This window comes from Pseudomonas sp. B611 (assembly GCF_055407965.1).
Genome location: NZ_JBUZST010000001.1, coordinates 463814 through 476009, shown reverse-complemented (window position 1 = coordinate 476009; position 12196 = coordinate 463814). Strand labels below are relative to the sequence as shown.

11 protein-coding genes are annotated in these 12196 nt (G+C 60.8%); 8 read left to right on the top strand and 3 right to left on the bottom strand.

Going from position 1 to position 12196, the window contains the following annotated elements:
* Both ACZRMO_RS02210 and nosR read right to left on the bottom strand, forming a co-directional pair.
* Positions 1 to 414 carry an NUDIX hydrolase gene (locus ACZRMO_RS02210; RefSeq protein WP_463971757.1) on the bottom strand — a complete coding sequence of 138 codons (414 nt, stop codon included), beginning with the start codon at positions 412 to 414 and terminating at the stop codon, positions 1 to 3.
* 95 nt (positions 415 to 509) lie between these two features.
* Positions 510 to 1838 (bottom strand): response regulator c-di-GMP phosphodiesterase, NosR family, encoded by a 1329-nt coding sequence (gene nosR / locus ACZRMO_RS02205; RefSeq protein ID WP_463971756.1) that lies wholly within the window; start codon positions 1836 to 1838, stop codon positions 510 to 512.
* A gap of 255 nt (positions 1839 to 2093) precedes the next feature.
* On the opposite strand from nosR, the gene ACZRMO_RS02200 reads away from it, so the two are divergent.
* From ACZRMO_RS02200 to ACZRMO_RS02185, 4 genes are all read left to right on the top strand, one after another.
* On the top strand, positions 2094 to 3968 hold the full coding sequence (locus tag ACZRMO_RS02200) for a putative bifunctional diguanylate cyclase/phosphodiesterase (RefSeq protein ID WP_463971755.1): 1875 nt from the start codon (positions 2094 to 2096) through the stop codon (positions 3966 to 3968).
* 64 nt (positions 3969 to 4032) lie between these two features.
* Positions 4033 to 4956 carry a cytochrome-c peroxidase gene (locus ACZRMO_RS02195; RefSeq protein ID WP_463972120.1) on the top strand — a complete coding sequence of 308 codons (924 nt, stop codon included), beginning with the start codon at positions 4033 to 4035 and terminating at the stop codon, positions 4954 to 4956.
* Positions 4953 to 6767, top strand: a complete 1815-nt coding sequence (locus tag ACZRMO_RS02190) for a DAHL domain-containing protein (RefSeq protein WP_463971754.1) — start codon at positions 4953 to 4955, stop codon at positions 6765 to 6767. The genes ACZRMO_RS02195 and ACZRMO_RS02190 overlap by 4 nt, the downstream gene beginning before the upstream one ends.
* Positions 6764 to 8143 (top strand): ATP-binding protein, encoded by a 1380-nt coding sequence (locus ACZRMO_RS02185; protein WP_463971753.1) that lies wholly within the window; start codon positions 6764 to 6766, stop codon positions 8141 to 8143. Before ACZRMO_RS02190 ends, ACZRMO_RS02185 begins: the two co-directional genes overlap by 4 nt.
* A 20-nt stretch (positions 8144 to 8163) precedes the next feature.
* On the opposite strand, the gene ACZRMO_RS02180 is transcribed toward ACZRMO_RS02185, so the two are convergent.
* Positions 8164 to 8436, bottom strand: coding sequence for a type B 50S ribosomal protein L31 (locus tag ACZRMO_RS02180; RefSeq protein ID WP_463971752.1), 273 nt, complete (start codon positions 8434 to 8436; stop codon positions 8164 to 8166).
* 181 nt (positions 8437 to 8617) lie between these two features.
* Between ACZRMO_RS02180 and ACZRMO_RS02175 the strand changes: the two genes are divergently transcribed.
* From ACZRMO_RS02175 to ACZRMO_RS02160, 4 genes are all read left to right on the top strand, one after another.
* Positions 8618 to 10237: an FMN-binding glutamate synthase family protein gene (locus ACZRMO_RS02175; protein ID WP_463971751.1), complete on the top strand. Its 1620-nt coding sequence runs from the start codon at positions 8618 to 8620 to the stop codon at positions 10235 to 10237.
* A gap of 11 nt (positions 10238 to 10248) precedes the next feature.
* Positions 10249 to 10533 carry a putative quinol monooxygenase gene (locus tag ACZRMO_RS02170; protein ID WP_463971750.1) on the top strand — a complete coding sequence of 95 codons (285 nt, stop codon included), beginning with the start codon at positions 10249 to 10251 and terminating at the stop codon, positions 10531 to 10533.
* A gap of 63 nt (positions 10534 to 10596) precedes the next feature.
* Positions 10597 to 10893, top strand: coding sequence for a cupin domain-containing protein (locus ACZRMO_RS02165; protein ID WP_463971749.1), 297 nt, complete (start codon positions 10597 to 10599; stop codon positions 10891 to 10893).
* Between the two features lie 130 nt (positions 10894 to 11023).
* Positions 11024 to 12148, top strand: coding sequence for an OpgC family protein (locus tag ACZRMO_RS02160; RefSeq protein WP_463971748.1), 1125 nt, complete (start codon positions 11024 to 11026; stop codon positions 12146 to 12148).
* Positions 12149 to 12196: the final 48 nt, after the last annotated feature.

The following is a 12196-nucleotide window of genomic DNA, read 5'->3' as shown; positions in this document are numbered from 1 at the left end:
TCAGGCAGTGGTGGTCAGCGATGCGCGATAAAACGGCAGGATCAGGTCACGTGTCAAGGGCGCCAACACCAGGCCGCCATCGCCGGCCGGGTCGATCCAGCGCACTTCTTCGATCTCGGCGGCGGGCTGAACCGCGACGTCGATCGTGACCTGGAACAGCTCGGCTTCGACGGTGAAACCCGGCTCATTGGCGGCCGGTGCCGAGAAGTGGCCAAGGTAGACGGCGGCGTTGGGGTCGATCCGCAGGTTGAGTTCTTCGTGCAGCTCGCGGGCCAGGGCTTCGGCGGGTTGCTCACCGGCATCGATCTTGCCGCCCGGTTGCATGAACGCCTCGGTGCCGCGCTTGCGCACCAGCAGGGTGTGGCCGTCGCGATCAATCAGGAGGGCGGCGGCGATGCGGATGGTGGACGGCATGGGAGGGTTTCCTTGGCGGCAAAGTGGGCAAGGATCACATGACCAGCCGCCGCGCCGCAATTCAATGTGGGAGGGGCTTGCCCCTCCCACATCTTTTACTGCATCTCGGCTGAGGTTTCCGGGTCTGCCTTGATGAAGACGCTGTACTTCGCGCCCTCCATCGCTTCGAACGCAATCAGCTTGTCCACCAACGGCAGGTTCAGCACCTTGCCGGCGTTGAGCAGCAGCATGCCGTTGTCGGCATTCAGGTTGCGCGCCAGGACCATGCCGGCGGCCAGTTCGCGGGTGGTCAGCACTTTGATCGACGGATCGCCAAGGGTCACGTCACTGAGGAACGTGGCGCACGCGTGGGAGAAGTCTTCCACCAGCGTCGGGTCATAGAGGCGTCCGGTGTATTTTTGGATGTACAGCAGCGCTTCGCCACTGTTCATCTGCCGCTCCAGGATCAGGCCCTTCTGCAATTCGATGAAGTCCACCGCCAGCTTCAACAGGCGCGAACCGAACGGGATCGCCTCGCCCTTGAGGTGATCGGGAAACCCCGTACCGTCCCAACGCTCCTGGTGATGACGAATGATCCGCGCCGCATCCTTCATTGGCTCCAGGGTCATCAGCAGCGATTCGCTCTGGGTCGGGTAGGCGCGGTATTGCTCGCGGTCGGTGCTGTGCAGTTTGTCGGCCGGGGCGCTCAGCATGCTGTCGTTCCAGCTCAGCTTGCCGATGTTGTAGAGCGCGGCGGCCATGGTCAGGTCGCGGGTGCTGGCTTCGTCCATGCCCTGGGCCGCGGCGTATACGCGCACCAGTTCGATCAGCGCGCGGTTGGTCTGTTTGTCCTTGGGCAGGCGCAGGTTGGCCAGCAGCGAAAACACCTCGGTGCCGGTCACGTAGCTGCGCTTGAGTTCGTCGTAGGCCAGGTCGAGCATGTCGGCGGTCTGCTGCAACTCGCTGGTGCGTGCGGCGACGCGTTTTTCCAGGGTGGCGTTGAGCACCTTGAGCTGGTCGTTCTGCACCTGGGTCAGGCGCTCCAGGCGCTGGTGCTCAAGGGCCTGTTGCAGGGTCAGCTTCAGTTCGTCGTCATTCCAGGGTTTACCGATGTAACGGTGGATCTGCCCGTCATTGATTGCCTTGATGATCGTCGGCAGGTCAGCGTAGCCAGTCAGCAGGATGCGATGGGTGCCGGGGGACCGCTCGTGGACCTTGGCCAGCAACGTCGCGCCGTCCATGTTCGGCATGCGCGCATCGCTCATCACCAGGTCGATGGGCTGCGCCGCCAGGATCTCCAGCGCTTGGGCGCCGCTGTTGGCGCTCAACACGTCATAGGGCTGGCCACGCAACAGGCGGCGCAGGCTGTTGAGGATCGGTTCTTCGTCGTCCACCAGCAAAATCGTGGCTTTTTCGGTCGAGAGCGTAGCGAGTTGATCATCCATGGAGACTGCGCCTTCAAATTAAACAAAATTAAGCTAAATTGAACCCTGATAGCTGGCCTTTCGCCTTCGTCATGGGCGCCAGGCCGATAAACGCGGAGTGTCTGCGGGTCTAAACTGGATTGATTTGACGCCAACCGGCCGTCGATTTCAAGGGCACACGACGAAGCAGTCACCGCCGATGTGCGCCCTGCAAAGCAATGGATTCAGGGAAGGAATCGTTATGCTGTCGAACCTTTTGCAGTTACGGAGCGCACCATGAATCCGGACGCTGGGCGGGCCAACCGTCGCATTCTGATCGTCGATGACACCGCGTCGATCCATCAGGACTTTCGCAAGATACTCGGGGCCAACACCGACGACGAGCCTTCCCTGGACAGCCTCGAAGAGAGCCTGTTTGGCACAGTGGCGCCAGTGCGCCAGACGTTCGAGCTGCACTCGGCCTATCAGGGCCAGGAAGCGCTCGCCCTGGTGATCGAGGCGCTGGCCGCCAACAGGCCGTACGCGATGGTGTTTATCGACATGCGTATGCCGCCCGGCTGGGATGGCCTGCAAACCGTCGAGCAGCTGTGGAATGTCGACCCCAACCTGCAAATCGCGTTGTGCACGGCGTACTCCGATTATTCCTTCGAGGCCATCGAAGCCCGGCTGAAGTACAACGATCAGTTGCTGATCCTGAAAAAGCCCTTCGACCACCTGGAAATCCGCCAGATGGCCAGCGCCCTGACCTGGAAATGGCAGTTGGCCCAGGACATCGCGCTCAAGGTCATCGGCCTGGAGCGCACCATCGAAGAACGCGTGCAGGAACTGCTGAAAGTCTCGCACCTGCTGCAATACGACGCGCTGACCCAACTGCCCAACAGCACATTGCTGGGCGACCGGCTGAGCCAGTCCATCGCCCTCAGCCGGCGCCACGATACGCAGTTGGCGGTAATGTTTATCGGGCTTGACCGGTTTAAACGTATCAACAATGGCCTGGGCTACCCGGTGGGTGATGAAGTGCTCAAGCAGGTCAGCCAGAGTTTGGTGGCGACGGTGCGCGATTCCGACTCGGTGTTCCGCTACGGGTCTGACGAATTCGTGGTGGTGCTCAACGACGTGCAACATCCGCAACAAACCCAGCATGTCGCGCAGAAAATTCTCAATACCATCAGCGCCACGCGCCATGTCGCGGGGCATGACCTGAGCATCACCGCCAGCGTCGGTATCTGCATCTACCCCAACGACAGCGGCACGGCGGTGGGGTTAATCAAGCATGCCGAAACCGCGATGCACACCAGCAAGGAACACGGCCCGAACGCCTTCAGTTTCTACACCGAAGACATGAACCTGCGCGCCCAGCGCCAGCAGAATATGGAAAGCGCGATTCGCCAGGCGCTGGACCGTGATGAGTTTGTGCTGCACTTCCAGCCCAAGCTGGACCTGAAGTCCGGCCGGATCGTCGGCGCCGAAGCGCTGATCCGCTGGTATCAACCGCGTTCAGGCTGGGTCAGCCCGGCCGAATTCATTCCGGTCGCCGAGGATAGCGGGCTGATCGTGCGCCTGACCCAATGGGTGTTGCAGCAAGCCTGTGAGCAGGCGCAGACCTGGCGTGCGATGGGTTTGGCGCCGCTGCGCATGTCGGTGAATATCTCGGCCATCGACTTTCGCCAGCGCGACTTTGTCGACAACCTGGCGGAGATCCTCAAGCAGACCGGCCTGCCGCCCGCGCAATTGGAGCTGGAAATCACCGAAAGCGTACTGATGCAGAATGTCGAAGAAACCGTCGCCTTGCTGGAAAGCATCAAGGTCATGGGCGTGCGCCTGGCCCTGGACGATTTCGGCACCGGCTTTTCCAGCCTCAGCTACTTGCGCCGGTTTCCCATCGATGTGCTGAAGATCGACCAATCGTTCGTGCGCGGCCTGAGCAGCAACAGCCAGGACGCACAGTTGATCAGCGCAATCATCGGCATGGGCAGGAGCCTGGACTTGAATATCATTGCCGAAGGCGTGGAAACCCTTGAGCAACTGACGTTCCTGCAAGAACAACTGTGTGAGGAAGGCCAGGGCTTTTTATTCAGCAAGGCGGTATCTTCAAAGGATTTTTGCCACTTGTTGCAAGTGGGATCCGCTACGCTGATGCCCAATCAATAGCCCTACGCCAGCAAGGAGTGCTCGCTTGAGCCAAACATTCACGCTGCGCCTCGGCCTCCTGCTTATGCTGTGCATGGCACTGCCACTGATGGCCGCGCCCCTGGACGAGGCACTCAAGCCGTTGCCTGCGGTGCCGGCATTGGACCCGGCCAAGGTCGAGCTGGGCCGCCGGCTGTTCAACGAGCCTCGGCTGTCGGTGAGCAACACGCTGTCGTGCGCTAGCTGCCACCACCTGGAAACCGGCGGGGCCGACAACAAAGCGCTCTCGGTGGGCTTCGACGGCAAGCCGGTCGAGATCAACACGCCGTCGGTGTTCAACGCCAGCCTCAACTTCAAGCAATTCTGGAATGGCCGGGCGGACACACTGGAAGCGCAGGTCGAACAAGTGGTCGTCAGCCCCGTGGAAATGGGCAGCGACTGGAAAACCGTGGTGCAGAACCTCTCCGCCCTGCCCCTCTATCAAAAAGCCTTCAGCCAGGCCTACCCCGATGGCGTCACCGCCGCCAATGTGCAAAACGCCCTGGCCACTTACGAGCGCACGCTGCTCACGCCCAACTCGCGGTTTGACCAGTACCTGCTGGGAAACACCGACATCCTTACCTTGCAGGAAAAATACGGCTACCAGCGCTTCAAGGATTACGGCTGCATCGCCTGCCACCAGGGCGTGAATATCGGTGGCAACATGTTCCAGAAGTTCGGTGTGATGGGCGACTACTTCAAGGCACGCGGCAATCCGGTCGAAGCAGATCTGGGGCGCTACCTGTTGACCAAGGATGAAGAAGACCGGCACGTGTTCAAGGTACCGAGCCTGCGCAACGTCGCCGTCACCGCGCCCTACTTCCACGACGCATCGGCCAAGACCCTGGAAGACGCGGTGGATGTGATGTTCAAGTACCAGTTGGGGCGTAATCCGTCCCAGGAAGACAAAGACCTGATTATTCAGTTTCTCAAGACCCTCACCGGTGAATGGGCGGGCAAGCCTCTATGACCCTGTCCTCACGCCGTGCCAGCCAAGTGCTGCTGACCCTGATTACCCTGTTGCTGGCTTCGACGTTGGTGTTTCTGTACCAAAAATCGTCGCGTGACCAAACCGTCAGCTACACCGAATCACGCGACCTGATCCGCCAGCTCAAGCAACTCAATGCCCAGTGGGACAGCGAAGTACTCAAGGCGCGGATCGCCATCACCCACAACTACGACCCGCTGGTGACGCCACTCACCGAGATGACCCGGTTGTGGGCCAGCCTGGACGATCGCGGCACCTACCACAGCCCTGAAGACCTACCGCGCTGGCAAGCCACCAAAGAGGCGTACCAAGCTGCGATCCAGGAAAAAGCCCGGTTGGTTGACCAGTTCAAATCCCACAACGCCGTGCTGCGTAATTCGCTGGCGTTTTTGCCAACCGCCGAAGATGACATCCAGGCCCAGTTCAACCGTTATGACGCTGAAGGCCGCTTGCAACTGCAAAGCGTGGCGACCGACACCTATGACCTGTTGCTCAGCAGTCTGGAGTTCGCCCAGGTCACCAGCGACGAACGAGCCGCCGACATACTGGTCGGCCTGGGCAAACTGGAAGTCAACAAGGAGCAGTTGCCCAACGAGTTTCAGGCCCCGGTGGAGATCCTCAGCAACCATGTGTCGCTAATCCTGCGCGAACAGCCGATCGTCAACAGCCTGCTCGAGCGAATTGCAGCGGTGCCCGTTCCCGACCGCCTGGATGAGCTGACCACCCACCTCAACCAGGACCAGCAAGCCGCCGACCTCGTCGACCACCAATACCACCGCTACCTGCTGATTTTCTCAACCCTGCTGGTGGTGGTGCTGCTCTACCTGGCAGTACGCCTGCTGCGCAGTTTTTCTGAGATCAACCGGGTCAACCGCGCGTTGCAAGCGGCAAACGAAACCCTCGAGCAACGGGTGGAACGTCGCACCCAACAGCTCAAGGATGCGCAAAGCGAACTGATGGACAGCGCACGCCAGGCCGGCATGGCCGAAATCGCCACCAACGTGCTGCACAACGTCGGCAACGTGCTCAACAGCGTGAACATCTCCGCCGACCTGGTCACGCGCAAACTGCGCAGCAGCAAGGCGCTGGGCCTGGGCAAGGCGATGCAACTGATCAACGAGCACCCGGCCGACCTGGGCACCTTTCTGACCGAGGATGAAAAGGGCAAGTTGCTGCCCGGCTACCTCAACCAATTGGTCGACGCCATTGCCCAGGAACAACAGGGCATGGCCGAAGAACTGGCGCAACTGAGCAAAAGCGTCGATCACATCAAGGACATCGTTTCGACCCAACAATCCTATGCCGGCGCGTCCGCCCTGCTGGAACCGGTGCACATCAGCGCGTTGATGGACGACGCCCTGCGCATGAACGCCGGCGCCCTGAGCCGACACCATGTCACGGTGGTCAAGGACTACGCGCCTGTGCCGGAAATCCTCGCGGACAAACACCGCTTGCTGCTGATCATGGTCAACCTGATCAGCAACGCCAAATACGCCATGACCCACCTCACCGACCGCCCACGGCAGATGATCCTTTCGGTCCAGCCGCTGGGCGACGGCACGTTGCAGATCAGCGTGAAGGACGACGGCGAAGGCATCCCGCCGGAAAACATGGCGTGGATCTTCACCCACGGTTTTACTACCCGCAAGGAAGGCCACGGTTTCGGCCTGCACAGCTGCGCCCTGGCCGCCGTGGAAATGCACGGCCAGCTCAGCGCCCACAGCGACGGACCTGGCCTGGGCGCGGTGTTTACCTTGACGATCCCCCTGACCCTTGCCGGACACCCCACATGAACCAACCGCCCAATCGGCGCATTCTGCTGATCGATGACACGCCGTCAATTCATGACGATTTTCGCAAGATCCTGATGCCGGACGTGGAGTCCAACCCGGCACTGGACGACATGGAGTCGGCGCTGTTTGGCGGCCCGGCGAAAGTCCAGGCGCAGGCCTTCGACCTGCACTCGGCGTACGGCGGCGAAGAAGGCCTGGGCTTGTTGGCCCACGCCATGGCCGAGAAGTGCCCCTACGCGCTGGCCTTTGTCGACATGCGCATGCCCCAGGGCTGGGACGGCGCGAAGACCATCGAAGAACTGTGGAGAGTCGCTCCTGACCTGCAAGTGGTGGTGTGCACCGCGTACTCGGACTATTCCTGGGAAAACCTGCTGGAACGCCTGCACGCCCACGACCGCTTGCTGATCCTGAAAAAACCCTTCGACAACATTGAAGTGCAGCAAATGGCCAACACCCTGGCCAACAAATGGGACATGGCCCGCCGCGCCGCCTTGCAGACCTCGCACCTGGAACACCTGGTGGAACAACGCACCGCAGCGCTGCAAGTGGAAATCAACGAGCGCAAGCTGCTGGAAAGCCAGTTGGTGCAATCGGAAAAACTCGCCTCGCTGGGGCAACTGGCAGCCGGTGTGGCCCACGAGATCAATAACCCGGTGGGGTTTATCTCCTCCAACCTCAGCACCCTCGACGGCTACTTCAAGCAACTGCAACAGATGCTGGAGGCCTACCAGCAGGCCGAAACACTCGTGCCGGCTGGCGCACAGCGCGACGCGCTCATGGCGCTGCGCCAAAGCCTGGAGCTGGATTTCCTGCGCGAAGACATTCCGGTGCTGATCAGCGAATCCAAGGACGGCATCGGCCGCGTGGTACAGATCGTCAAGGACCTGAAGAACTTTTCACGGGTGGACACCGACCAGACCTGGCAGTGGGCCAACCTGCAACAAGGCATCGACTCGACGCTGAACATCGTCGCCAGCGAACTCAAGTACAAGGCCGACGTGGTGAAGCAATATGCGCCACTGCCGGAAATCGAGTGCCTGGCCTCGCAGCTCAACCAGGTGGTGATGAACCTGGTGGTCAACGCCGCCCAAGCCATGGGCCCGGAGCGCGGCACCATCACCATCAGCAATGGCGTGGAAGGCGAAAACGTCTGGCTCGAAGTGGCGGACAACGGCTGCGGGATTGCCCCGGAGACCGTGCAGAAAATCTTCGACCCGTTCTTTACCACCAAACCGGTGGGCGAAGGGACGGGGTTGGGGTTGTCGCTGTCCTACGGTATCGTCAAAAAGCACCGTGGCGATATTTCCGTCAGCAGCGAACCGGGAAAGGGCACGACATTTCGCGTGGTGTTGCCGATTCGGCAGACGGCGGCGTAGGGCACGCCGCCGAATACTACTCACGCCTCCACTTTTTTCGGACTCGACCCAAACGACGCAAAACGTTTGTTGAACCCGGCGATCCGGCCTTCGACCTGAGTCTTGCGCTGTTGGCCGGTGTAGATCGGGTGCGAGGCGCTGGATACGTCCAGCGGGATGTAGGGATAGGTGTTGCCGTCGCTGTGTGTATGAGTGCGGTCGCTGTCGGCGGTGGAGCCGATCAGGAAGAACACGTCGGCGGCAGTGTCGTGGAACAGCACGGTGCGGTAGTCGGGATGGATTCCAGCTTTCATGGGGCCTCCGGGGCACATTTAATGTTATACAGTAACGCAAATAATGCACCCAAACGAGAACCGATTGCAATAAGAATAGACCCGCCGATTCTATGAAGAACAATCCCTTAGGTTGTCTGTGGTTTCCTTACTGGCGCAGAATGGCGGATCGACCTCAAGAGTCCGAACCCAAGGAAACCGTATGAGCCTGTCTTTGCTAAGCCGTTACGCCTTCTTTGCCGTGTGCGTCATATTCACCCTCGCCAGCCTTCCGTTTATCCAGCATGAATGGCTGTGGCCGATCACCGTGGTCACCGGCATTCTCAGCCTGATCGGCATTTTCGACCTGCTGCAAAGCCCCCACGCGGTGCGCCGTAACTACCCGATCCTGGGCAATATCCGTTATCTGGTGGAAGCCATCCGCCCGGAAATCCGCCAGTACCTGCTGGAGTCCGACAGCGACGCCCTGCCCTTCTCCCGCGCCCAGCGTTCGCTGGTGTATTCGCGCGCCAAGAACGAATCCGCCGACAAGCCGTTCGGCACCCTGATCGACGTGTACCAATCGGGCTTCGAATTTATCGGCCACTCCATGCGCCCCGCGCCGCTGAGCGACCCCAGCGCATTTCGCGTGATGGTCGGTGGCCCGCAGTGCAAGCAGCCGTACTCGGCGTCGGTGTTCAATATCTCGGCGATGAGTTTTGGCTCCCTGAGCGCCAACGCGATCCGCGCGCTGAATCAAGGCGCCAAGCTCGGCAACTTCGCCCACGACACCGGCGAAGGCAGCATCAGCCCCTATCACCGTGAACACGGCGGCGACCTGACCTGGGAGCTGGGCAGCGGCTACTTCGGCTGCCGTAGCAGCGATGGCCGCTTCGACCCGGAACGCTTCGCCGCGCAAGCGCAGAACCCGCAAGTACGCATGATCGAAATCAAGATGAGCCAGGGTGCCAAGCCCGGCCATGGCGGCATCCTGCCCAAGCACAAGGTCACCCAGGAAATCGCCGAGACCCGCGGCATCCTGATGGGCGAAGACTGCATCTCGCCGTCGCGCCACAGTGCGTTCTCCACGCCAATCGAGCTGATGCAGTTCATCGCCCAACTGCGCGAGCTGTCCGGCGGCAAACCAGTGGGTTTCAAGTTCTGCCTGGGCCACCCGTGGGAGTTCATGGGCATCGCCAAAGCCATGCTCGAAACCGGCATCCTCCCGGACTTTATCGTAGTCGATGGCAAGGAAGGCGGCACCGGCGCCGCTCCGGTGGAGTTCACCGACCATATCGGTGTGCCGCTGCGTGAAGGCCTGCTGTTTGTGCACAACACCCTGGTGGGCCTGAACCTGCGCGACAAGATCAAGCTCGGTGCCAGCGGCAAGATTGTCAGCGCGTTCGATATCGCCAGCGTCTTGGCCATCGGCGCCGACTGGGCCAACTCGGCGCGGGGCTTTATGTTCGCCATCGGCTGCATTCAGTCGCAGTCATGCCACACCAACAAATGCCCGACCGGTGTCGCCACCCAAGACCCGCTGCGCCAGCGCGCGCTGGTGGTGCCGGACAAGGCCCAGCGCGTGTTCAACTTCCACCGCAACACACTCAAGGCGCTGGCAGAAATGCTTGCCGCTGCTGGCCTGGATCATCCGTCACAACTGTCGGCCAAGCACTTGGTACGCCGGATGTCGGCGACCGAGATCAAGCTGTTCTCGCAGCTGCATGTGTTCCTCAAGCCCGGCGAATTGCTCACGGGTGAAGTGAACGGCGAGTTCTATTCGCGCATGTGGCAGATGGCGCGGGCGGACAGTTTCGAGCCCCAAGAAGTCAATGCTGCTTAAGGAGCCGCACCGTGTTGAAAGTCATCGCCGAAGATTTCATCAAACCCGAACACGTGGAAACAGTGCGTGCGTGGTACGCCGAACTGGTGGAAAAAACCCGCGAGGAACCGCTGTGCATCGCCTACGATCTGTTCGTTGATCAAAAAGACCCCGGGCACTTTATCTTTGTCGAGTTATGGCCTGACCAAGCCGCGCTCGACATCCATTGCCAGACCGAACACTTCACCCGCCTGGTGCCGCAGATCAACGCGTATCAAGCCAAGCCGTGCCGAGTGCTGCTGATGGATGCGTTCTGAGCCAACCACCTGACCCCCGCTGAACCGGACCACCGACGGCATCGTTGAAACAAGGAGATTCACATGCCGTTGCTGGACTTCACTGCCATTGCCGCACAACTGCCCGACACCTGGAAATCCACGCGCCTGGGCCAAGTCGGCCCGGCGCATATCAAGGTGTTGCGCATGGATGCGCAGGCCTATGAGGAAGAGACCCACGATTACAACGAAGGGCTGCTGGTGATCAGCGGCCATCTTCTGTTGAGCATCGCCGATCAAGCGATTCGCGTGGAGGCCGGCCAGATGTACGTCGTAGAAGCCGGCATTGCCCATAGGGTCCTCGCCGGTAGCCAAGGCACCCTGGTGATCATTGATGTCTAGAGACATTCAGTAATACCCAACCTTTGCAATTGCTTACAAATACCGCCAACCTGCCCGCCCGACGTGCGGCGCATGACGTTGCCCGCGTTCACCTGTCCTTATTAAACCTATTGTTCAAGAGCCCGTAGCCATGCCTAACGGACGCGACCCGCGCATCGATTTCTTTCGGGGCCTGGCGTTGATCTTCATTTTCTGGGATCACGTCCCCCACAACCCTCTCGGCCAGATCACCCTGCGCAACATCGGCTTCAGCGATGCGGCCGAAGTGTTTGTATTCCTCGCCGGTTTTGCCGCCGTGCTCGCCTACGGCAAGATCATGCAGCGCGACGGTTACTGGACGGCCTGCCTGAAAATCCTGCGCCGCGCGTGGGTGTTGTACGTGGTGCATATCTTTTTATTGGCGCTGCTGATGGGCATCGTGTTCTTCGCCAACAGCCATGTGGAAACCCGGGACCTGGTCTCGGAGATGGGCCTGACGCACTTCGTCACCCACCCGCAACAGGCCCTCACCGATGAACTGCTGCTGCGCTTCAAGCCCAACCTGATGGACCCGTTGCCGTTGTACATCGTGCTGCTGGCCGGCCTGGCGCTGGTGCTGCCGATGCTGGTGCGCATGCCGTCGGTGGTGGTGGCGGTATCACTCACCATCTACCTGCTGGCACCCTGGATGGGCTGGAACCTGCGGGCGATCGCCGACGGCGTGTGGTACTTCAACCCGGTCACCTGGCAGGCGCTGTTTGTGCTCGGCGGCGCGGCAGCGATACACAGCCAACGGCCCAAACCCTTGGAAACGCGGCCCCTGTTGCGCCAGCCTTTGTTTGTGAGCGCAGCGCTCTACGTGCTGCTCGCCGGGGTACTCACCCTGTCGTGGCGCTGGCCCGAAGTGCACGATGCGTGGATGCCATCGCGCTTGAGCGACCTGCTCTACCCCATCAGCAAGACCGACCTGTCACCGGTGCGCCTGGTGCACTTCCTCGCACTGGCCTACGTCACCGCCAAGCTGTTGCCGGGTGCTGCATGGACGCAGAACCGCGTGGCCGCTGAAGTCTGCCGCATGGGGCGTTACTCCCTGGAAGTGTTCTGCCTGGGGGTGGTGCTTGCGCCACTGGCGGACATGATCAATGCCATGGCCAACGATGCCGTGGCCATGCAACTGACCACAGCCATCATCGGCGCACTGCTGATGGCGGGGCTGGCGGTGTGGCTGGAGTTCATCAAGCGCCTCGATCAGCGCAAAGTCGCGCTACATAGCTAGCGCCTGACCACCCTGGCTGGGTGCTTCCATTTGCCTTTCCACTTACCC

Excerpts from the sequence above, each read along its gene's own strand:
- ACZRMO_RS02210 (WP_463971757.1), bottom strand. The coding sequence starts at position 414 with ATGCCGTCCACCATCCGCATCGCCGCCGCCCTCCTGATTGATCGCGAC.
- nosR (WP_463971756.1), bottom strand. The coding sequence starts at position 1,838 with ATGGATGATCAACTCGCTACGCTCTCGACCGAAAAAGCCACGATTTTG.
- ACZRMO_RS02200 (WP_463971755.1), top strand. The coding sequence starts at position 2,094 with ATGAATCCGGACGCTGGGCGGGCCAACCGTCGCATTCTGATCGTCGAT.
- ACZRMO_RS02195 (WP_463972120.1), top strand. The coding sequence starts at position 4,033 with ATGCTGTGCATGGCACTGCCACTGATGGCCGCGCCCCTGGACGAGGCA.
- ACZRMO_RS02190 (WP_463971754.1), top strand. The coding sequence starts at position 4,953 with ATGACCCTGTCCTCACGCCGTGCCAGCCAAGTGCTGCTGACCCTGATT.
- ACZRMO_RS02185 (WP_463971753.1), top strand. The coding sequence starts at position 6,764 with ATGAACCAACCGCCCAATCGGCGCATTCTGCTGATCGATGACACGCCG.
- ACZRMO_RS02180 (WP_463971752.1), bottom strand. The coding sequence starts at position 8,436 with ATGAAAGCTGGAATCCATCCCGACTACCGCACCGTGCTGTTCCACGAC.
- ACZRMO_RS02175 (WP_463971751.1), top strand. The coding sequence starts at position 8,618 with ATGAGCCTGTCTTTGCTAAGCCGTTACGCCTTCTTTGCCGTGTGCGTC.
- ACZRMO_RS02165 (WP_463971749.1), top strand. The coding sequence starts at position 10,597 with ATGCCGTTGCTGGACTTCACTGCCATTGCCGCACAACTGCCCGACACC.
- ACZRMO_RS02160 (WP_463971748.1), top strand. The coding sequence starts at position 11,024 with ATGCCTAACGGACGCGACCCGCGCATCGATTTCTTTCGGGGCCTGGCG.